This is a genomic window from Brevundimonas sp. GW456-12-10-14-LB3, assembly GCF_059424365.1.
On the sequence record NZ_JBWKZJ010000010.1, the window covers coordinates 32,862 to 53,620 of the forward strand.

General features: G+C 67.9%; 17 protein-coding genes. 9 read left to right on the forward strand and 8 right to left on the reverse strand.

The features are described 5' to 3' along the window. Positions 1–116 precede the first annotated feature (116 nt). Together AC07XS_RS06350 and AC07XS_RS06355 are read left to right on the forward strand one after the other, a co-directional pair. The gene (locus AC07XS_RS06350; RefSeq protein ID WP_321207989.1) at positions 117–851 is read left to right on the forward strand and encodes a phosphatase PAP2 family protein; all 735 of its coding nucleotides are present in this window, start codon (positions 117–119) and stop codon (positions 849–851) included. A gap of 78 nt (positions 852–929) precedes the next feature. Then, positions 930–2,990 (forward strand): OPT family oligopeptide transporter, encoded by a 2,061-nt coding sequence (locus AC07XS_RS06355; RefSeq protein ID WP_182713885.1) that lies wholly within the window; start codon positions 930–932, stop codon positions 2,988–2,990. Between the two features lie 50 nt (positions 2,991–3,040). Here AC07XS_RS06355 and ubiG read toward each other — a convergent pair whose 3' ends face one another. Further along, the gene (gene ubiG, locus AC07XS_RS06360; protein ID WP_182713884.1) at positions 3,041–3,856 is read right to left on the reverse strand and encodes a bifunctional 2-polyprenyl-6-hydroxyphenol methylase/3-demethylubiquinol 3-O-methyltransferase UbiG; all 816 of its coding nucleotides are present in this window, start codon (positions 3,854–3,856) and stop codon (positions 3,041–3,043) included. A 56-nt stretch (positions 3,857–3,912) separates the two neighbouring features. On the opposite strand from ubiG, the gene AC07XS_RS06365 reads away from it, so the two are divergent. From AC07XS_RS06365 to AC07XS_RS06390, 6 genes are all read left to right on the forward strand, one after another. After that, on the forward strand, positions 3,913–5,187 hold the full coding sequence (locus tag AC07XS_RS06365; protein ID WP_182713883.1) for an aspartate kinase: 1,275 nt from the start codon (positions 3,913–3,915) through the stop codon (positions 5,185–5,187). A gap of 61 nt (positions 5,188–5,248) precedes the next feature. After that, on the forward strand, positions 5,249–7,507 hold the full coding sequence (ptsP, locus tag AC07XS_RS06370; RefSeq protein WP_321207988.1) for a phosphoenolpyruvate--protein phosphotransferase: 2,259 nt from the start codon (positions 5,249–5,251) through the stop codon (positions 7,505–7,507). Between the two features lie 184 nt (positions 7,508–7,691). After that, entirely contained in the window at positions 7,692–8,807 is a 1,116-nt protein-coding gene (locus tag AC07XS_RS06375; protein WP_182713881.1) for a helix-turn-helix domain-containing protein, read from the forward strand. Positions 8,808–8,856: 49 nt separating this feature from the next. Beyond that, positions 8,857–10,005 (forward strand): flavodoxin-dependent (E)-4-hydroxy-3-methylbut-2-enyl-diphosphate synthase, encoded by a 1,149-nt coding sequence (gene ispG, locus AC07XS_RS06380; RefSeq protein WP_182713880.1) that lies wholly within the window; start codon positions 8,857–8,859, stop codon positions 10,003–10,005. Between the two features lie 129 nt (positions 10,006–10,134). Continuing rightward, positions 10,135–10,605: a PEGA domain-containing protein gene (locus AC07XS_RS06385; protein ID WP_228185923.1), complete on the forward strand. Its 471-nt coding sequence runs from the start codon at positions 10,135–10,137 to the stop codon at positions 10,603–10,605. Beyond that, entirely contained in the window at positions 10,602–11,135 is a 534-nt protein-coding gene (locus AC07XS_RS06390) for a hypothetical protein (protein WP_182713879.1), read from the forward strand. The genes AC07XS_RS06385 and AC07XS_RS06390 overlap by 4 nt, the downstream gene beginning before the upstream one ends. 43 nt (positions 11,136–11,178) lie before the next feature. Here AC07XS_RS06390 and AC07XS_RS06395 read toward each other — a convergent pair whose 3' ends face one another. From AC07XS_RS06395 to AC07XS_RS06405, 3 genes are read right to left on the reverse strand one after another with little or no spacing between them, the layout of a single operon-like run. Continuing rightward, positions 11,179–11,955, reverse strand: coding sequence for a TSUP family transporter (locus AC07XS_RS06395; RefSeq protein WP_182713878.1), 777 nt, complete (start codon positions 11,953–11,955; stop codon positions 11,179–11,181). A 15-nt stretch (positions 11,956–11,970) separates the two neighbouring features. Continuing rightward, positions 11,971–12,426, reverse strand: coding sequence for an RrF2 family transcriptional regulator (locus tag AC07XS_RS06400; protein WP_182713877.1), 456 nt, complete (start codon positions 12,424–12,426; stop codon positions 11,971–11,973). Positions 12,427–12,471: 45 nt separating this feature from the next. Next, positions 12,472–13,149, reverse strand: coding sequence for a response regulator (locus AC07XS_RS06405; RefSeq protein ID WP_182713876.1), 678 nt, complete (start codon positions 13,147–13,149; stop codon positions 12,472–12,474). 187 nt (positions 13,150–13,336) lie between these two features. Between AC07XS_RS06405 and prfA the strand changes: the two genes are divergently transcribed. Beyond that, the gene (prfA, locus tag AC07XS_RS06410) at positions 13,337–14,404 is read left to right on the forward strand and encodes a peptide chain release factor 1 (protein WP_182713875.1); all 1,068 of its coding nucleotides are present in this window, start codon (positions 13,337–13,339) and stop codon (positions 14,402–14,404) included. Here prfA and AC07XS_RS06415 read toward each other — a convergent pair. The 4 genes from AC07XS_RS06415 to AC07XS_RS06430 form a co-directional block, all read right to left on the reverse strand. After that, positions 14,401–15,408 carry a DUF2167 domain-containing protein gene (locus AC07XS_RS06415; RefSeq protein WP_182713874.1) on the reverse strand — a complete coding sequence of 336 codons (1,008 nt, stop codon included), beginning with the start codon at positions 15,406–15,408 and terminating at the stop codon, positions 14,401–14,403. The two genes, prfA and AC07XS_RS06415, sit on opposite strands and share 4 nt — an antisense overlap. Positions 15,409–15,515: 107 nt before the next feature. After that, positions 15,516–15,911, reverse strand: a complete 396-nt coding sequence (locus AC07XS_RS06420) for a hypothetical protein (protein ID WP_182713873.1) — start codon at positions 15,909–15,911, stop codon at positions 15,516–15,518. A 173-nt stretch (positions 15,912–16,084) separates the two neighbouring features. After that, positions 16,085–17,590 (reverse strand): 2-oxoglutarate dehydrogenase complex dihydrolipoyllysine-residue succinyltransferase, encoded by a 1,506-nt coding sequence (gene odhB / locus AC07XS_RS06425; protein ID WP_152949165.1) that lies wholly within the window; start codon positions 17,588–17,590, stop codon positions 16,085–16,087. A 39-nt stretch (positions 17,591–17,629) separates the two neighbouring features. Beyond that, a complete protein-coding gene (locus tag AC07XS_RS06430) occupies positions 17,630–20,641 on the reverse strand; it encodes a 2-oxoglutarate dehydrogenase E1 component (protein WP_182713872.1) in 3,012 nt (1,003 codons plus the stop codon). Between the last annotated feature and the right edge of the window lie 118 nt (positions 20,642–20,759).

Consider the following 20,759-nt stretch of genomic DNA (forward strand, 5'->3'; position numbering starts at 1 on the left):
TGACGCGGGAACGACACCGCACTCTGGCATTGGCGTCTCCAGACCAATCCGGGGGGAATGTGTCTCAGTCCGTCATCACGCCCGCGCCGCGTCTGCGCCTCTCGTCCTGGACGGACTTGAGCGCTCGCCTTCGCCTCACGCGCGACGACGCAGCCGTTCTGGCTGCGGCGGCCGTCCTGGCGATCAGCGCCTATTTTCTGGTCTTTCCAGGCGTGGACATCGCCGTGAGCCGCTTCTTCTACCGACCTGAGGCCGGCTTCTTCCTGGCGGGCGATCCCGTGCTCAAGGCCTTGCGCAAGAGTTCCACCCTGGTCCTGGCCCTTCTGCTGCTGGGGGTGATCGGCCGCCTGATCTGGCGGGCCCTGCGCGGGCGTTCCGTCGGCGCCGCAGCGCGGCGGGCGATGTTCGCCGTCGCGGCCCTGGCCCTCGGACCGGGGCTGGTCGTCAATCTGCTGTTCAAGAGCCTTTGGGGGCGCGCTCGCCCGGTCCAGATCGACCAGTTCGGCGGCGACGCGGCCTTTACCCCGGCCTGGGTGATCAGCGACGCCTGCCAGTCCAACTGCTCCTTCGTCTCCGGCGAGGGCTCCAGCGCCGCCTGGATGGCGGGCGTCCTGCTGGTGGTCACTCCGGCGCGGTGGCGACCGGCCGTCCTGCCGCTGGGGCTCGTCTACGCCTTGGCCCTGTCGATGAACCGGCTGGCCTTCGGTGGGCATTTCCTGTCCGACATCCTGCTGTCCTGGGCCCTGACGGCCCTGGTCATGGCAGGGGTCTATCGGGTGACGGTGGCCGCCCCGGGCCTAGTTCGGCGGGCGCGCCGGCGCCTTCGCTGGAGCCAGCCCCTCACCGCCTGAGGAGTCCGCTGAGCGTGACCAGTTGCCGCAGCGGCCTTTATGGGCTTACGTCCCGGTCGAACGTGGGAACCGATCTTCATGACTGACGCCGTCGCTGCGCCCCAAACCCGAAAGGGCCGGCTTGAACTGACCCTTCGCGCCCTTGTGCTGGGCTGCCTGCTGGCGGTGATCTTCACCGCCGCCAATACCTATCTGGGCCTGCTGGTCGGCCTGACCTTCGCCTCGGCCATTCCGGCGGCGGTCATCTCCATGGCCGTGCTGCGGGCCTTCAAGACCTCGACCATCTGGGAGAATATGACGGTCCAGACCGTGGCCTCGGTCGGCGGGGCCATGAGCTCGATCATCTTCGTCCTGCCGGGCCTGGTGATGATCGGCTGGTGGCTGGAGTTTCCCTTCTGGCAGTCGGTGGCCATCTGCATCCTGGGCGGCGTCCTGGGGGTGACCTTCTCCATCCCGCTGCGCCGCGCCCTGGTGACGGGCGGCGGCCTGCCCTATCCGGAAGGCGTCGCCGCCGCCGAGGTGTTGAAGGTCGGCTCGCGCGGGTCCGAACAGACCGAGAGCGCGGTGCGCGAGAACAAGTCCGGCCTGTGGGTCGTGGTCGGCGGCGCGGCCGTCTCGGCCGGCTACGCCCTGCTGGTCGCGGGTCGCGTCTTCGCCGGCGAGGCCGCCAAATTCTTCAAGCTTCCGACCGCCCTGGGCGGCGGGGCCACCGGCATGGGCTTCGGCATGCAGTTCGCCCTTCTGGGCGCCGGCCATCTGATCGGCCTGACCGTGGGCCTGGCCCAGCTGTTCGGCCTGATCCTGGCCTGGGCGATCGCCGTGCCGGTCTTGACCAGCCCCGACACCGTCGCCTGGCTGACGGCGCACGGCATTCCTTCCATCGCCTCCACCCTGCCCGCCGGAACGGGCGCCGAGGATCTGGCCGGACGGGTCTGGAGCCGCGAGGTTCGCTTCATGGGCGCCGGCGTCATCGGCGTGGCCGCCATCTGGACCCTGATCAAGCTGGCCGGCCCCCTGGTCGGCGGCCTGACCTCGGCCCTGGCCGCCAACGCCCGCCGAAATCACGGCGAGGCGCTGGAGCTGACCGAACAGGATCTGCCGATCAAGCTGGTCGGCGGGATCTCGGTCGTCTGCCTGATCGGCATCGCCGGCCTTCTGGCCTGGTTCGCCCAGACCGCTCCAGCCCTGGCCGGATCGACGCCCCTGCTGGTGATCGGCGGCCTGGTCTATGTGGTCCTGATCGGCTTCGCCGTGGCCGCCATCTGCGGATACATGGCCGGCCTGATCGGCTCGTCGAACAGCCCGGTCTCGGGCGTCGGCATCCTGGCCGTCGTGATCGCCTCCCTGCTGATGCTGGGCGTGATGACGATCGCGGGCGTGCCCGCCGATCCGTCCATCATCGCCTTCGCCCTGATCGTGACCGCCGTGGTCTTCGCCGTCGCCGTCATCGCCAATGACAATCTCCAGGACCTGAAGACCGGCCAGCTGGTCGAGGCGACGCCCTGGCGCCAGCAGGTCGCCCTGATCGTCGGCGTCGGCGCCGGCGCCATCGTCATTCCCCTGATCCTCAACCTGCTGAACCAGGCCTTCGGCTTCGAGGGCGGCCCGCCCGCCATCGTCGAGGGCGCCAAGACCCTTGCGGCGCCTCAGGCGACCTTGATCTCGGCCCTGGCGCGCGGCGTCATCGGCGGCGACCTGCGCTGGGACCTGATCGGCCTGGGCGCAGTGATCGGCGTGGTCATCATCATCCTGGACGCCGTGCTGGAGAAGGCGACCGGCAAGAAGATCAAGCTGCCGCCCCTGGCCGTCGGCATCGGCTTCTATCTGCCGGCCGCCGTCACGACCATGCTGGTCATCGGCGCCGTCTGCGGCTGGCTCTACGACAAGGCGGTGTCCAGCACCCGTTACGCCGATGTGGCGCGGCGGATGGGCGTGCTGCTGGCCTCGGGCCTGATCGTGGGCGAAAGCCTGTTCGGCGTCTTCACCGCCGGGGTCATCGTCGCCACCCGCGACGACGCGCCGTTCGCCATGCTGCCCGAGGGTTCGACCTGGCCGGCCATGCTGGCGGGGATCGTCGGCTTCGCCGTCGCCGTGGTCGGCCTGTACGCCTGGACGCGGAGCCGCGCTTCGAAGGTGTGAGGCTTCGGCCCAAAAAGGAAAGGCCGCCCTTCGGGGCGGCCTTTCGCGTTTCAGGCCCGCGTGGCCACCATCATATAGTTGATCCCCGCGTCGTCGCTCTGGCTCCAGCGATCCGTCAGCGGGTCATAGTTCAGGCCGTAGGGGCCCTCGACCGTCACCGGCTCCGCCGCCAGCATTTCCCGAATCTCCTCGGGCTTCAGGAACTGGCGCCAGTCGTGCGTCCCGGCCGGCACCCAGCGCAGCACATATTCCGCCGCCACCTTGCCGAGCGCCAGGGACTTCAGGGTGCGGTTCAGGGTGGCGACCATCATCACCCCGCCCGGCCGGACCAGGCGCGAACAGGCGCGCACGAAGCCTTCCGGATCGGCGACATGCTCGATCACCTCCATGGTCAGGACCACATCGAACGGCCCCGCCTTTTCCGCCTCCATCTGTTCAACGGTCGCCGGGCGATAGGCGATGTCCAGCCCGACCATCTCGGCATGGGCGCGCGCTGTGCCGATGTTCTCGGTCGAGGCGTCGATGGCGGTGACGGTGAAGCCCATCCGCCGCATCGGCTCGGCGATCAGCCCGCCGCCGCAGCCGACGTCCAGCAGGGCCAGACCCTCGAACGGGCGGCGCGCTCGCGAATCCCGGCCCAGCCGGGCGCACAGCTGCTCGCGGATCAGCTTCAACCGCGCCGGATTGAACCGATGCAGAGGCGCGAACGGCCCGTGCGCATCCCACCATTCGGCCGCCTGGGCCGAGAAGCGGGCGACGTCGGCCGGGTCAATCGATGCGCCGAATGCGCCTTCGGGCGAATTTTGCGAAAAACCATGCCCTTCGCGGGGTAGGCGAGACGGTGCGGCGTCGCTAGAAGCGGTCATGACGCGAGGGATGGACCTTCGCGCCCTTTCACGCAAGCAGGGGGCGGAACGCCACGATGACGCGGCCCGAAACCACACGACTGGTGATGAAGTTCGGCGGCACCTCCATGGGGGACCTCGAACGCATTCGTCGCGCGGCGCGGATCGTCGCCGCAGAGGCCGCCTCGGGCAAGAAGGTGGCTGTCGTCGTCTCGGCCATGGCCGGCAAGACGAACGAGCTGGTCGCCTGGACCGACGGCGCCGGCCCGGCCGCCGCCGGCCTGCCGCTCAGCGACGACGAATACGATGTGGTGGTGGCCTCGGGCGAACAGGTGACGTCCGGCCTCCTGGCCATGACGCTGCGCAACATGGGTCTGAACGCCCGGTCCTGGATGGGCTGGCAGGTGCCGATCGTCACCGACGACGCCCACGGCCGCGCCCGGATCGTCGACATCCCCGGCGAGAAGCTGGGCGCCGCCGTCGACGCCGGCGAAATCGCCGTCGTGCCTGGCTTCCAGGGCGTGACCCCCGACGGCAAGATCACCACCCTGGGCCGGGGCGGATCCGACACCTCGGCCGTCGCCGTGGCGGCCGCCCTGTCCTGCCCCTGCGACATCTATACCGACGTGGACGGGGTCTATACGACCGACCCCCGCATCGAGAGCCGCGCAAGGCGCCTGAACAAGGTCTCCTTCGAGGAGATGCTGGAAATGGCCTCCCTGGGGGCCAAGGTGCTGCAAACCCGATCGGTCGAACTCGCCATGGCCAAACAGGTGCCGGTGCGGGTTCTGTCCAGCTTCATCGAACCGGACGAGTCCGGCCAAATGCCCGACAAGGGCGGAACCCTGATCTGCGACGAGGAGGAGATCGTGGAAAAACGCATCGTGTCCGGCGTGACCATGAGCCGTGACGAGGCCCGCATCACCCTTTTGGGCCTGTCCGACCGGGTGGACGCCCCTGCGGACGTCTTCACCCGTCTGGCCGAGGCCAACGTCAATGTGGACATGATCGTCCAGAGCCAGGCCCGCACCGCCAATACGGTGAACCTGACCTTCACGACCGGCCGCCGCGACGCCGTGCGCGCCGCCGACATCATGAAGGCGGCCCAGGCCGACCTGGCCTTCGAGGAGATCCGCGTCGACGAGGACGTGGCCAAGGTCTCCGTCGTGGGGGTCGGCATGCGCAGCCACGCCGGCGTGGCCCAGACCATGTTCAAGGCCCTGGCCGACAAGGGGGTCAAGTTCCAGGCGATTTCGACCTCGGAGATCAAGATCAGCGTGCTGATCGACGCCGCCTATGCCGAACTGGCCGTGCGCGCCCTCCATTCGGCTTACGGCCTGGACGCTGTATAGGTGATTTGAACGGGCGCTGCGGCGCCGAGGCGCGGGAGCCATGATGCCGGCAGGCGGCGCGATGACCAGGGGACCACGCAACCTCCTGCGCCAGATCCGCGAGGCTCTGGGCGGGGCGGGCGCGGGCGCGACCCCGGCTCAGGACCGTCTGAACATGGTGGTGCAGATCATCGCCCGGTCGATGGTCGCCGAGGTCTGCTCCATCTATCTGCGCCGCGCCTCGGGCGAGCTGGAGCTTTTCGCGACCGAAGGCCTGAACCCAGACGCCGTCCACAACACCCGGCTGCGCCCCGGCGAGGGTCTGGTCGGCGAAGTGGCGCGGACCGCCCAGCCGATCAGCCTGTCGGACGCCCCGTCGCATCCGGCCTTCTCCTATCGGCCGGAAACGGGCGAAGACCCCTATCACGCCTTCCTCGGCGCCCCCCTGCTGCGCGGCGGTCGCGCCATTGGCGTGCTGGTGGTGCAGAACCGCACTGAGCGGCGCTATGACGAAGACGAGGTCGAGGACATCCAGACCATCGCCATGGTCCTGGCCGAAACCGTCTCCTCGGGCGAACTGCTGGACCAGGAGGAGCTGCGCGACGTCGAACTGGCGCCGCATCGGCCGGAACGGCTGAAAGGCCAGAAGTTCGGCGACGGCCTGGCGTTCGGCCATGTGGTGCTGCACGAGGCGCCCCTGCCGCCGGAAAAACTGCTGGCGGAGGACCCCGGTCTGGAGGAGGCCCGGCTGAAGCTGGCCCTGGCCTCGCTGAAGACCGGCCTGGACGCCATGCTGGACAAGGGCCAGGGCCTGGCCGGTCCCTCGTTCGAGGTGCTGGAGACCTATCGGATGTTCGCCGACGACCGGGGCTGGAACCGGTCGCTGGAAGAGGCGGTGAGGAACGGCCTGACCGCAGAGGCGGCGGTTGACCGAGTCAGGAACGAACACCGCGCCCGCTTCGCCCAGGCGCGCGACCCCTATATCCGCGAGCGGCTGCACGACTTCGAAGACCTGGCCAACCGGCTGCTGCGGGTGCTGGCGGGCGACAAGCCCGGCGAGCGCGAACTGCCCGACGACGCCATAGTGGTGGCGCGCAACCTGGGTCCGGCTGATCTGCTGGAATATCCGCGCGACAAGCTGAAGGGCCTGCTGCTCGAAGAGGGATCGGCGGCCAGCCACGCCGCCATCGTGGCCCGCGCGCTGCAGATTCCCTGCGTCGGTCGTCTGATGGGACTGCGCGACCGGCTGTCGGAAGGCGATATGGTCATCGCCGACGGCGAGACCGGCGAGGCCTATCTGCGCCCTCGCCCCGACATGATCGAGGCGGTCCAGTCGCGGATGGCCGTGCGCGACCAGCGCCGGGCCCAGTTCGCCCAGCTGCGCGACACCCCAGCCGTGACCCTGGACGGCCAGCGGATCAGCCTTCTGACCAACGCCGGCCTGGCGGTGGATCTGGAGAATCTGAACGAGACGGGGGCCGAGGGCATCGGCCTGTTCCGCACCGAATTCCAGTTCATGGTCTCGGACGAACTGCCCCGGCTGGACGCCCAGACGGCCCTTTACAAGCTGGTGCTGGACGCGGCCGGCGACCGGCCCGTCACCTTCCGCACCCTGGACATCGGCGGCGACAAGGTCCTGCCCTATCTGGAGGCCGAGCGGGAGGAGAACCCCGCCCTGGGCCGACGCGCCATCCGCCTGGGCCTGGACCGGCCGTCCCTGCTGCGGATGCAACTTCGGGCCCTGCTGACGGCGGCGGCGGGCCGCGAACTGCGCGTCATGTTCCCGATGATCGCGACGGTGGACGAGTTCCGGGCCGCGCGCGAACTGGTCGACGTCGAATGCGCCTGGGCTCGGCGGCGCGGCCGCGCCCTGCCCGCCCTGTTGCGCGTCGGCGCCATGGTCGAATGCCCGTCCCTGCTGTGGCATTTGGACGCGCTTCTGCCCCTGACCGACTTCGTCTCGATCGGCACCAACGACCTGTTCCAGTACATGTACGCCGCCGACCGGACCAATCCCCTGGTGTCGGACCGCTACGACCCTCTGTCGCCGCCCACCTTGCGTGCGCTCCAGACCATCCAGAAGGCGTGCGCCGACACCGGCACCCCGGTCTCGATCTGCGGCGAGCTGGCGGGCCGGCCGCTGGAGGCCTTCGCCCTGATCACCCTGGGCTTCACCCGCCTGTCGGCGCCTGCGGGCGGGGTCGGGCCGGTCAAACGGATGATCCTGTCGGCCGATCTGACGGCTGCGCGGCGCGGCCTGAACAATCTGCTGAACCTCTCCACCGGTTCGATCCGCAATGAGATCGAATCCCTGGCCCGGAAATTGAACGTCGCCGCCTGAGGATTGGCGCGCGCATCCCGAATCGGGAAACGCCGTTGATGGGGCTGACGATATGGTTTATCCACAGGACGCATGGGGTCCGCCGAAGGGGAGAGGCGCGTCCCGTCGCGAAGACATGCTACCGGACGGGTCCGTTGCGAGTACGGGGCGGCTCTCTGTCGTTCCGAGTGTGGGGTCAGGCGTCATGGCGCTGGATGCGGGGAACGCCCCCGAAGAGTTCAAGGCTCATCCGGACTGGAAGGACCTCGCGCCCTCCATCACCGAGGCCGCGACTCTGGGCGACGGCCTGCGCCGCGCCCGCGAACAGTCGGGAAAGTCCCTGGCCGATCTCTCCGCCGAAACCAAGGTCCATACCCGCTTCCTGATCGCTCTGGAGCAGAACGACTGGTCGTCCCTGCCCTCGCGCGTCTTCGCCATCGGCTATGTGCGGGGCTATGCGGCGGCCCTGGGGCTGGACGAACAGCTGGCCGTGGAGCGGTTCAAGCGCGAAAGCCCGGACACCTCCGCCCCGTTGAAGGCGCCGATCGGCATCGCCTTTGAGGACGTCAAACGCTATTCGCCGCGGATCATCGGTCTCGTCGCCATAGTGGCCGTCGCCCTGATCGGCTGGAACGTGTTTCAGCGCCTCAACATCCACCAGGAGGTCCGCCCGTCCGACATCGCCGCCGTGCCGGAAAGCTGGCGGCTGGGAGAGGTGCCCGGCCAGGCCGCCCCGATCGCGCTGGGCGCCCCCAGGGCTGCGCCGCCGGACCAGACGACGCCCGCCCTCTATGTCACGCCCGGCCTTGAGGCCCAGCTGACCGGGGTCGATCCGAACGATCCGGCGGTGATCGCGGCGGCCCAGGCGGCGGACGCCGCCCCGGTTCAGAAGGCGTTCAATCCGCGCGGCGCCGTCTACGGCGCCCCGGCCACCGCCTCTCAGGTGGTCATTCAGGCCAAGAAGGCCGGCGCGCTGGTGGTTAGGCTGGGCGGGGGTCAGGCCCTGTTCGCCCGGCAGATGGCGCCGGGAGAGGCCTGGCGCGCCCCCATGGGCGTCAGCGCCACGATCGACGTGTCTGATCCAGCCGCCTTTGACGTCTATCTGAACGGCGAGCATAGCGGCGTCCTGCCCGCCCTTCTGACCCCTTTGACCCAGCTGAACAGCCGCGCCGAACAGGCGGCCCGGCAGGTGGCGGAGGAGCAGGCGCGCCGTCAGGCCCAGCTTCAGGCCGAGCGTTCGGCTCAGCTCCTGCGAACCCAGGACGCCGCACCGACGGGCGAGACGGTCGCCAATCCCGGCGCCGGCGTAACGACGAACTGACCGTTACGCCGGTGGTCGCGGAGCCGCAGAGCGCCTATATGGGCCGGAAATGAGCGACCACACTTCAGAACTCGGCCACGTCCGTCCCTGGCGCCATATCGAACGGCGCAAGAGCCGCCAGATTCGCGTCGGCTCAGTCCTGGTCGGCGGCGACGCCCCGATCAGCGTCCAGTCGATGACCAATACGCCGACGTCCGACGCGGCGGCGACGATCGATCAGATCCGTCAGCTGGAAGAGGCCGGCGCCGACATCGTTCGCGTCTCCTGCCCCGACGTTGAATCGACCCAAGCGTTTCGCACCATCGTCCGCGAGGCCAAGGCTCCCTTGGTCGCCGACATCCATTTCCACTACAAGCGCGGCATCGAGGCGGCCGAGGCGGGCGCCGCCTGCCTGCGCATCAATCCGGGCAATATCGGCAGCCCGGATCGGGTCCGCGACGTCATCCAGGCCGCCCGCGACAACGGCTGCTCCATGCGGATCGGCGTCAACGCCGGTTCTCTGGAGAAGGAGCTGCTCGAGAAGTACGGCGAGCCCTGCCCCGACGCCATGGTCGAGAGCGCCCTGAACCACGCCCGCATCCTGCAGGACAACGACTTCCACGAGTTCAAGATCTCGGTAAAGGCGTCGGACCCCTTCCTGACCGTCGCCGCCTATCGGCAGCTGGCGGACGCCATCGACTGCCCCCTGCACCTGGGCGTGACCGAGGCGGGGCCGCTGCGCACCGGCACGATCAAGTCGTCCATCGGCCTGGGCTCCATGCTGTGGGCGGGGATCGGCGACACCATCCGCGTCTCCCTGGCCGCCGATCCGGTCGAGGAGATCAAGGTCGGTTTCGACATTCTGAAGTCGCTGGGCCTGCGTCACCGGGGCGTCAACATCATCGCCTGCCCGTCCTGCGCGCGTCAGGGCTTCAACGTCATCGAGACGGTCGGCCTGCTGGAAGAAAAGCTGGCCCATATCTCGACGCCGATGAGCCTGTCGGTCATCGGCTGCGTCGTGAACGGCCCGGGCGAGGCCCTCTATACCGACATCGGCTTCACCGGCGGCGGCAAGGGCGCGGGCATGGTCTATCTGAACGGCAAGATCGCCCACAAACAGGCCAATGAGGGCATGATCGACCATATCGTCGAGCTGGTGGAACAAAAGGCCGCCGAGCTGGAGGCGGCGCGGGCGGCGGAGCTTCAGGCGGCTGAATAGGTCGCGCGCCCTCCAGTTGTGTCATTTTTGATAAATTTGACGCCGCTTGATTGACGGCTCGGATCCCAAGTGCAACCTAGGCCGTAAGTCCGCCTGGGGAGGGCGGGCTGCAATCCATTGAGGGGCTTCATGAAATTCCGTAATCCCGCGCACATGGGCGTGCGCGCGCTCGCGCTTGTCGGCGTGGCGCTGTCTTTGCCGGCCTGCGCTACCGTGACGCGCGGCTCGAGCCAACAATTCACCGTCCAAAGCACGCCGCCCGGCGCGCAGGTCACCACCTCGAACGGCTTCGAATGCCAGGCCACGCCCTGCACCTTCCGCATGCCGCGCAAGGATGCATTCCGCATCACCGTGTCCAAGGACGGCTATGTTTCGCAGACCCATGACATCACCAGCAGCGTGTCAGGCGCGGGCGGCACGGCCATGGCGGGCAACATCCTGGTCGGGGGCCTGATCGGCGGGGCGATCGACGCCACCTCGGGCGCCATGAATGATCTGAAGCCCAATCCGCTGATCGTCACCCTGCGCACCCCGGCCGAAGAAGCCGCCGCACGCGCCGCCGCGCCCGCCGCGGGCGCCCAGGCGGCGACCCAACAATGATGTTGCGTCGTCTCGCCATGGCCGGCTGCGCGGCCGGGCTCTTAGGCCTAGCCGCCTGCGCCAGTCCGTCCAACCCCGCCATGATGACCCTGCCGGCCACCGCCGGTCTGACCGCCTCTTCAGGCGATCTGGGCTATCGCTCGGTGACGACCGTGACCGTTTCCGGCGGTCAGGCCACCAATCCGATGTGGACGTCCGAAGTCTCCAACGCCGACTTCAAGACGGCGCTGGAAAACTCCCTGGCCGCCGCCGGCTACATGGGAAGCGAAGGGCCGGCCATGACGGCCGCGGCCTCTCTGATCGACCTGAAGCAGCCCCTGGCGGGCTTCGACATGTCGGTGACGAGCCAGGTCCGCTACACGGTGTCCCAGGCAGACCGCACCGTCTTCGATGAAACGGTGGCCGCCACGGGGACGGCGACCATGGGCCAGGCCTTCATGGGGGTCGAACGTCTGCGGATGGCGAACGAGGCGTCCATTCGCGAAAACATCAAGGCCTTCCTGACCCGCTTCCGCGCCCGCGCGCGTTAAGCCGCCTTTCGGCGACCGCCGCCCCCCGCCGCCGCCCCTCGCTTCAGATGACCTTGAACAGCCTCAGCGCCTGATAGCCCGCCGACAGCAGAACCACGGCCCCGACCCCATAGGTCAGCACTCGGCGCGGCGCGATCCGCGCGATAATCCCGGCGAAGGGTGCGGCGATCAGCCCGCCCAGGATCAGGCCCAGCACCGCCATGGCGTGGGTGGCCACGCCCTCGGCCTGGTCCCAGTGGCCGGTCAGCAGCGCCGCCAGGAAGGTGGCGGAGATGGCGGAGGTGACGAAGAACTCGGCCGTATTGGTAGTGCCGATCGAGGCGCGCGGGTCCTGGCCCGATCCCACCAGGGTCGTCGTGACCGTCGGCCCCCAGCCGCCGCCGCCGACGGCGTCGAAGAAGCCCCCGACCACCCCCAGGGGACCGGCCAGTTTCAACGGAAACAGTCGCGCGCGCGTCTGGCGGGTGGCGCGCCAGATGATCACACCGCCCATGATCGCCAGATAGGCAGTGATCCAGGGCTTGATCAGGTCGCCGTCGATGCTGGTGAGGACGAAGGCGCCCAGGCCGCCGCCAACCACCCCACCCAGGGCCAGGGGGGCGAACAGCTTCCAGTTCACATTCTTGTTCACCGTGTGCGACCCCGCAGACGCAGCCGTGGTGAAGACTTCCGCGGCGTGGACGCTGGCCGACGCCGTCGCGGGCGGCACGCCGAACGACAGCAGGACAGTGGACGAGATCACCCCATAGGCCATGCCCAGGGCGCCGTCGACGACCTGGGCCAAGAACCCGACGCACAGAAACAGCAGGAAGTCTTGCATGGCCCCTCCAGAGGGTCACGAGGTTGGGGCTTTATCTCCTACTGGGTCAATAGGAGAAAACTTCGCAGCGGCTTGCAGAAGGGTTCGCGTCTCGAAAACGGCGGCGACGGCGTCGCGCCCGTCCTGCAGCACCGGGCGAAGCGGACAGGTGTCCAGGTCGGGACAGGTTTCACAAGGCCCGAAGGCGGTGCGGGATGCGCAGGGCGCGAGCGCCAAAGGGCCTTCCAGCGCCCGGATCACATCGGCGAAACTGATGCGGTCGGCCGGCGCGGCCAGGGCGTAGCCGCCGGTCCTCCCGCGTTTGGACACCAACAGATGCCGCCGACGCAGGTCCAGCAATATGGCTTCCAGGAACTTTCGCGGCGCCGCGGCGGCCTCGGCGATCTCGCCGATGGTGGCGGGGCCCCCGCCCGACAGGCCGGCGAGATGCACCATGGCGCGGAGGGCGTAGCGGGATCGGTTCGACAGCATGCCGTCTGATCGCCCGCCCACCGGCCGGACGCAAGCGCCTCGCTGTCAGTCCTCGCGTCGCCTACCGGCCAGGGCCGCCAGAATCTGCGCCCCCGTATAGGGTTTGAACACGACAGTCTCGGCCGGATCGGCGCGGCGGACCGCCTCGACGTCACCCGACGTCAGCACCACCCGCATGTCCCAGCGTCGTTTCAATCGCTCCGCCAGTCCCCTTCCCGTCGCCCCGTCCGACAGATTGACGTCCAACAGGGCGGCGTCGATGGCGTGCAGCGCCGCGGCCGCCTCAGCCGGCGCCGCGCTGTGGAACGGCCCGACCACCCTGTGCCCGGCCTCGGTCAGAAGCTCGGTCAAGGCGGCTGCGGCGTCTGGATCGTCTTCAACGACCAGCACCGTCAGGGGGCCTGTTTCGACGGGGGCTGGGGTCTGGGTCGGCGCAGGGGCCGGTTCGGCGACCGGTTGGTCCGACGCCCGCCCCACCGTCCGGCTGATGACGGCGCGCAGATCGCGCCAGACCATGGCGGCGGTACGGTCGACGGCCAGGCCGTATCGAACCGCCAGGGCGTCCAGTTCGCGCCTGCGGCTCGGCGACAGATCGCCCCCTCGCTCCGCCAGGCGCCGGTCGTAGAGGCGGCAGAGTTCCTCTACGTCATGATCGACCGGCGGTCTCGCCGATCGGATGGGGTAGGGGGTTTCAGAAGCGCGATGGGGCAGGCGGTCGAACATGGCGTCCTTCTCACAGCGTCAGCGACTCCACGGCCAGCTAAACCCGGACCATGACGTTCGCCACCGCGGCTGACGCCATCGTTATCAAAGTTCACGAACCCGGCGCCGGGCGGCGTTGCGATGATCGACATCGCCCCCCCAGGCGGGCTAAGGACGGCCCCTCTCATTGTCCCAGGATGGTTCCGCCTTGCGTCTGCCCCAGGCCCGTCTCGATCAGGTGCTCGACCGTTTCCACGAGGTGGAGGCCCGGATGGGGGCGGCGACCGACGGAGCCGAGATCGTCCGTCTGTCCAAGGAACACGCCGAGCTGAAGCCGGTCGCCGACGCGGTCCAGGGCCTGGCCCGGCTGCGCGCCGAAATGGCCGATCTGGAGGCGATGGCGTCCGACCCCGAAATGGCCGCCATGGCCCAGGAGGAGCTGCGCGCCCTGACCGAGCGGCTGCCGCAGTTGGAGCGCGACGTGGCCCTGCTGCTGGCCCCGCGCGACGCCGATGAAAACGCCTCGGCCGTGCTGGAGGTCCGCGCCGGCACCGGCGGAGACGAGGCGGCCCTGTTCGCCGGCGACCTGTTCCGCATGTATTCGCGCTATGCCTCCACCCGGGGCTGGCGGGTCGAGGTCGACAGCGTCTCCGAGGGCGACGCCGGCGGCTACAAGGAAATCGTCGCCACCGTCACCGGCGAAGGCGTCTTCGGCCGACTGAAGTTCGAGAGCGGCGTCCACCGGGTCCAGCGCGTGCCGACCACCGAGGCCGGCGGCCGCATCCACACCTCGGCCGCCACCGTCGCCGTCCTGCCCGAGGTCGAGGATGTCGAGATCGAGATCCGCGACCAGGACATCCGCATCGACACCTTCCGCAGCTCGGGCGCGGGGGGTCAGCACGTCAACAAGACCGACTCGGCCGTGCGGATCACCCACCTGCCGACCGGCATCGTCGTCACCTCGTCCGAAAAGTCCCAGCACGTGAACCGGGACAAGGCGATGAAGAACCTGCGGGTCCGCCTGTACGACATGCAGCGCCAGGCCAAGGATCTGGCCCGCGCCGACTCGCGCAAGTCCCAGGTGGGATCGGGCGACCGGTCCGAACGGATCCGCACCTACAACTTCCCGCAAGGGCGGGTGACCGACCACCGCATCGGCCTGACCCTGCACAGCCTGCCCCAGGTGTTGGAGGGCGACATCGACCCCCTGCTGGACGCCCTGATCGCCGAGGACCAGGCCGCCCGCCTGGCCGATCTGGAGGCCGAGTTCGGCTAGGCCTGGTTTTCGCCTGGGTCCGCGTCGTCCGCGCCTCCCCTTGGCGTGGGATCGGGCTCGGTTTCTTTAACGATGATCGTGTGCGACCCTGCCGGGACCTTGCCGCCCTTGCCAAACTGTCGTCGCAGCCACGTCCAGGCGGCCCCTATCCCGACCAGGATGAACGCGGCGCCCTTTTTCAGGAAAAGCAGAAGGACGCCTAGGAAGCCGACCTTCTTCGCCACCGCAAGCGCAGCGCCGCCGGCTATGAGCCCTGCCACGCCATAGGCGGCCTTGTGATCCTGACCCGGCTGGTAATCGGTATAGCGCGACCCCGCATCGAAAATAGCGGTGTTCATCAGGGCCGTCGCCGCCGGTCCCACCTCCGCCAGGTCATCCAAACCGGCGACGATGTTCAGGCTCAACACCCCCCGCCGTCCCAACACACGAACATCATAGTTAAGCGTAGAATCCTGATTGCCCCCGAACTTTAGGACCTTCGCCCATATTAGGTTGTGCTTTTGGGCGTCATAACTCGGAGGTTGAGCCCATCCTGCCAGATGCACAGTCTCAAACCCGTTGGCCTGGCGCTGACGATTATTCTCGTCTTCACCTTCGCGTAGCGTCGTGAGGAGTTGGTCGGGGTCGATCTCGGCGGCGTCCTCGTCCGACACATAGCCGTCGCCCGTGTAGGTCACCACCGCGCCCCATGTGTCATCTAGCGGGGAAAGGCCCTTAGGGAAAATCATACCCAGGACGCCTTCAACAGCCGACGGCGGATTGCCCCAAAGTTCCGTAAGCACGCGGCGGGAGTCCGCCCTATCGAGAAAATAGTAGTCGTCACCAAGCTGCAGCGAAGCGTCAGCGGCGGGAATCGCGATGTGGCCAGAGCGCGGCTTCAGACTCGCGACAATTGCTTCCAACCGCGCCTGTTCGGCGGCTGCCTGCTCAGACGCCACTGGCGTCTCGGCGGCCAGCACACCTGTCGCAGCCAGCACGAAATACATTACGGCCAACGCCGCCATGACCCGTCTAAACATTCTTCCCCCCCAAGCGTGACCATATCGCACGCTTTACGCAGGGTTGCGAGACTGATCGGGCTGGCTGTTCTGAGAAACTCGTGAGCCCCTATTCAGCCCAGCACACCGACCGTCGGAAGCCACAGCACGATCCCGGTGGCGGCGGTGTAGCCGGTAAAGGCGTGGACCGACTGGCGGCGTCCGCTGACGGCCTCAGGCTCCCCGATACGAGAGACATGATCGGTCCAGAGCAGGTACAGCGCCTGGACCGTCCATCCCGCCATGAAGGCGACGACAGCCCAGCCGCTGAGGGCCGCCAGGGCCGCGCCAGAAAGCATGACCAGCACGCCGGCCAGAACAATCACGCCGTCCCCGACATGCTCGGCGATGGGGATGGCGACCAGGCCCGACAAGGCCCTTTGCAGACGCCAGTTAAGCCAAGCCTGATACAGAAGCATCAGCCCGCCCAAGACGTAGAACACCCCTATCGCGCGCGCCGCCCATTCCATGGCGGGAATAGGGCGCGCCTTTTGGGCGATTTGTCAGTGCGGAAGAACCCGTAGTCACGCAATGACTGCACCTCTGACGTCGCCAAGACACAAACGCCGATATTCGACACTTAGGCGTTGGCCCGGCGTGAGGCCAACAAAAAAGGCGGCGAAATCGCCGCCTTTTCAGTTTCTTACAGGTCCAGCAGGGCCCGCTGCGGGTCTTCCAGCAGCTCCTTGATCCGCACCAGGAAGGTCACGGCCTCCTTGCCGTCGACGATGCGGTGGTCATAGCTGAGGGCCAGATACATCATCGGCCGGATCTTGACCTCGCCGTTGATGGCCATCGGACGCTGGACGATGTTGTGCATGCCCAGGATGCCGGACTGGGGCGCGTTCAGGATCGGCGTCGACATCAGCGACCCATAGGTGCCGCCGTTGGTGATGGTGAAGGTGCCGCCCTGCAGCTGGTCCATGGTCAGGGCGCCGTCGCGGGCGGCCTTGCCCAGGGCGCCGATGCCCTTTTCGATACCGGCCAGGCTCAGGGTGTCGGCGTCGCGCAGCACCGGAACCACCAGACCCTTGTCGGTGCCGACGGCGACGCCGATGTCATAGTGGTTCTTGTAGATGATGTCCGTGCCGTCGATCTCGGCGTTGACTGCGGGGATTTCCTGAAGCGCGGCGACCACCGCCTTGGTGAAGAAGGACATGAAGCCCAGCTTCACCCCGTGGCGCTTCTCGAAGACTTCCTTGTACTGGGCGCGCAGGGCCATGACATTGGTCATGTCCACCTCGTTGAAGGTGGTCAGCTGGGCGGCCGTATTCTGGGATTCCTTCAGGCGACGGGCGATGGTCTGACGCAGGCGCGTCATCTTCACCCGCTCCTCGCGCGGGGCCAGGGCGCGCGGGGCGGAAGGTGCGGCGGCCGGCGCCGGAGCGGCCGCAGCGGCCCCGATCGCGGCGATGGCGTCGCCCTTGGTGATATTGCCCTTGGGTCCGGTGGCGGAAATCGCCTTGGGGTCCAGGTTGTTTTCAGCGACCACGCGCTGGACGGCCGGCGAAAGGGTCTCGTTCTTCACCTGGGCCGAACCGGTATTGGCCGGAGCGGCGACCGGCGCCGGGGCGGCGGCGGCGGGCGCAGCAGCGGCTGCGCCGGAGCCCGACACCGAACCGATCTTCTGGCCCGGCGTGACGGTCGCGCCTTCGTCGGCGGCGATGGTCAGGACGCCGTCCGCCGGGGCCGACACCTCGACCGCGACCTTGTCGGTCTCGATCTCGACCAGCAGTTCATCCTTCTTGACCGCCTCGCCGCTCTTCTTGAGCCACTTGCCCATCGAGCCCTCGGCGACGCTTTCGCCCATCACCGGCACGGTGATGTCGATGCTGGAAGCGGCGGCGGCTGCAGCCGCCTTGGCCTCGCCCTTGGCGGCCTTGGCGGGGGCAGCGGCCGGGGCGGCGGCCGCGCCGCCTTCGGTCACCGAACCCAGGACCGTGCCGGGCGCCACGGTGTCGCCCTCGGCGGCGTTGATGGCGCCCAAGACGCCGTCGGCCGGAGCCACGACTTCCAGAGAGACCTTGTCGGTCTCCAGTTCGACGAGCAGTTCGTCCTTCTTGACCGCGTCGCCGACCTTCTTGGTCCATTTCGCGATGGTGGCTTCGGTGACGGATTCACCGAGGGCGGGGGTCAGGATGTCGGCCATGTCGGGTCCAGCTGTCTCTAGGTCTGTCTTAAACGCTTATCAGGCGAAGGCTTCGTTGGTGAAGGCCTCGAGCTCCTTCAGGTGGCGGCTCATCAGGCCGGCGGCCGTGGAGGCCGAGCCGGGACGGCCGACATAGCGGGCGCGCTTGGCCGCGACGTCCAGCTTGTCCAGCGTCAGCTCCAGCCACGGATCGACGAAGGTCCAGCCGCCCATGTTCTTCGGCTCTTCCTGGCACCAGACCAGTTCGGCCTTCGGGAAGCGGGCCAGTTCCTTGCGCAGCGACTGGATCGGCCACGGATAGAACTGTTCCAGACGCAGGATGTAGACGTCGTCCACCGCCTGGCCTTCCTTCATCTTCTTCTCGCGCACGTCCAGCAGGTCGTAATAGACCTTGCCCGAGCACAGGATCACGCGGCGGATGTCCTTGTCCGCCTTGATCTTGATCCCGGCGACGTCCGGACGGGTCTGGGCGTCGTCGTGCAGCACGCGGTGGAAGGACGAACCCTCGGCCAGGTCGCGCAGCGGCGAGACCGCCTTCTTGTGCCGCAGCAGCGACTTGGGCGTCATCAGGATCAGCGGCTTGCGGAACGGCCGGTGCATCTGGCGACGCAGGATGTGGAAATAGTTGGCCGGGGTCGTGCAGTTGGCGACCTGGATATTGTCCTCGGCGCAGGCCTGGAGGAAGCGCTCCAGGCGGGCGGAGGAGTGTTCCGGCCCCTGGCCTTCATAGCCGTGCGGCAGCAGCATGGTCAGGCCGCTCATCCGCAGCCACTTGCGTTCCCCGGAGGTGATGAACTGGTCGATCACCACCTGGGCGCCGTTCACGAAGTCGCCGAACTGGCCTTCCCACAGCACCAGGGTGTTCGGGTCGGCCAGCGAATAGCCGTACTCGAAGCCCAGCACCGCCTCTTCCGACAGGGCCGAGTCGATGACCTCGAAATTGGCCTGGCCTTCACGCAGATTGTTCAGCGGCATGTACCGCTCTTCGGTCGTCTGGTCGATGATGCCCGAGTGGCGCTGGGAGAAGGTGCCGCGCACCGAATCCTGTCCGGACAGGCGCACGGGGAAGCCCTCGTCCACCAGTGAGGCGAAGGCCAGGCTCTCGGCCGTGGCCCAGTCCAGGCCCTCGCCGGTCGAGACCGCTTCGCGGCGAGCCTCGATGACCCGCTTCAGCGTCTTGTGCATGTCGACGCTGTTCGGAATGGTGGTCAGGCGCGCGCCCAGGTCCTGAAGCTTGGCCAGGGGCACCGCCGTATCGCCGCGCAGCTCCTCCTTGGCGGCGCCCATGCCCTTCCACTGGCCGTCGAGCCAGTCGGCCTTGTCCGCCTTGAAGGTCTTGCCCGCCTCGAACTGTTCGTCGAGGAATTTCTCGAACCGCTCGATCTCGGCGTCGACCTCGGCCTGGGAAATCACGCCCTCTGCGATCAGGCGCTGGGAATAGAGTTCGCGCGTCGAGGGCTGGGCGCGGATCTTCGAATACATCAGCGGCTGGGTGAAGGTCGGGTCGTCGCCTTCGTTGTGGCCGAAGCGGCGGTAGCAGAACATGTCCACCACCGCGTCCTTGTGGAACTTCTGACGATATTCGGTGGCCACCTTGGCGGCGAAGACGACGGCTTCCGGATCGTCGCCGTTCACGTGGAAGATCGGCGCCTGAACCATCAGGGCGACGTCCGACGGATAGGGCGACGAACGCGAGTTCCGCGGGCTGGTGGTGAAGCCGATCTGGTTGTTGATGACGAAATGCAGGGTGCCGCCGGTGCGGTAACCCTTCAGCCCCATCAGGGCGAAACATTCGGCCACCACGCCCTGGCCGGCGAAGGCGGCGTCGCCGTGGATCAGCAGGGGCACGACCTTGGAGCGGTCCAGAGCCCATTCGGCCTCGGGCTTGCCGGCGTTGGCCTCTCGGATGTCGAAGGCCTGTTTGGCGCGCGCCTTGCCCAGGACGACCGGGTTGACGATTTCGAGGTGCGACGGGTTGGCGGTCAGCGACAGGTGGACGTGGTTGCCGTCGAACTCTCGGTTCGAAGAGGCGCCCATGTGATATTTGACGTCGCCCGAGCCTTCGATGTCGCTCGGCACGGCCGAGCCGCCCTGGAACTCGTGGAAGATGACCTTGTAGGGCTTGCCCATTACGGCGGCCAGCACGTTCAGGCGGCCGCGGTGGGCCATGCCCAGCACCACCTCGTCGACGCCCAGGTTGCCGCCGCGCTTGATCACCTGCTCCAGGGCCGGGACCATGGCCTCGCCGCCGTCCAGGCCGAACCGCTTGGTGCCGGGGAAGCGTTTGTGCAGGAAGCGCTCGAAGCCCTCCGCCTCGATCAGCTTGTTCAGGATGGCCAGCTTGCCTTCCTTGGTGAAGGCGTTCTGCTCGAACTTGTCCGGCCCCTCGAACCGCTGCTGAAGCCAGGCCTTCTCCTCCGGCTCGGCGATATGCATGTACTGGATGCCGATATTGCCGCAGTAGGTGCGCTTCAGAATGTCCAGCACCTGGCGGATGGTGCCGGTCTGCAGGCCCAGGACGCCGTCCAGGAAGATCGGCCGATCCAGATCGGCGCCGCTGAAGCCGTAGAATTCCGGCGTCAATTCAGGATTTTCGACCGGCTGTTCGATGCCCAGGGGGTCCAGATTGGCCTGGAGGTGGCCGCGCACGCGATAGCTGCGGATCAGCATCAGGGCGCGGATGGAATCGTGGGCGGCGGCGCGGATCGCCTCGGGCGAAGCTTCCGTCGGCGCGGCTTTGGAGGCTGCGGGCGCCGGGGCGCCGGGCTTCTTGGGATCAGGCTTGGGCGCCGGCCAGCGGCCGTCGAACACGGCGGTCGCCTCGGTCGGCTCGGCGACGGCGGCGCGGCCCCAGCCGCCGGCCTCGGCCGAGGCCTTCACGGCGGCGGCGTTGTCGCGCAACTGGTCGAAGAAGGCCTTCCATTCCGCCGAGACCGAGCCGGGATCATTGGCCCATTTCTCGTGCAGCTCCTCGATATAGGCCGCGTTGGACCCGTAGAGGAAGGAGGTCTCGGCAAAGACCTGGTTCAGCCGACCCGCATCGTCCGCCATTGTTCTCGTCTATTCCCTGGCCCCCGCGGACACATCTCCGTGAGGGGCGCGCCCGTCATATAGGCCCGCTTTCCTTATGGGTCATGACCGAAACGGGGCAATTCGGTGAGAAATTGGT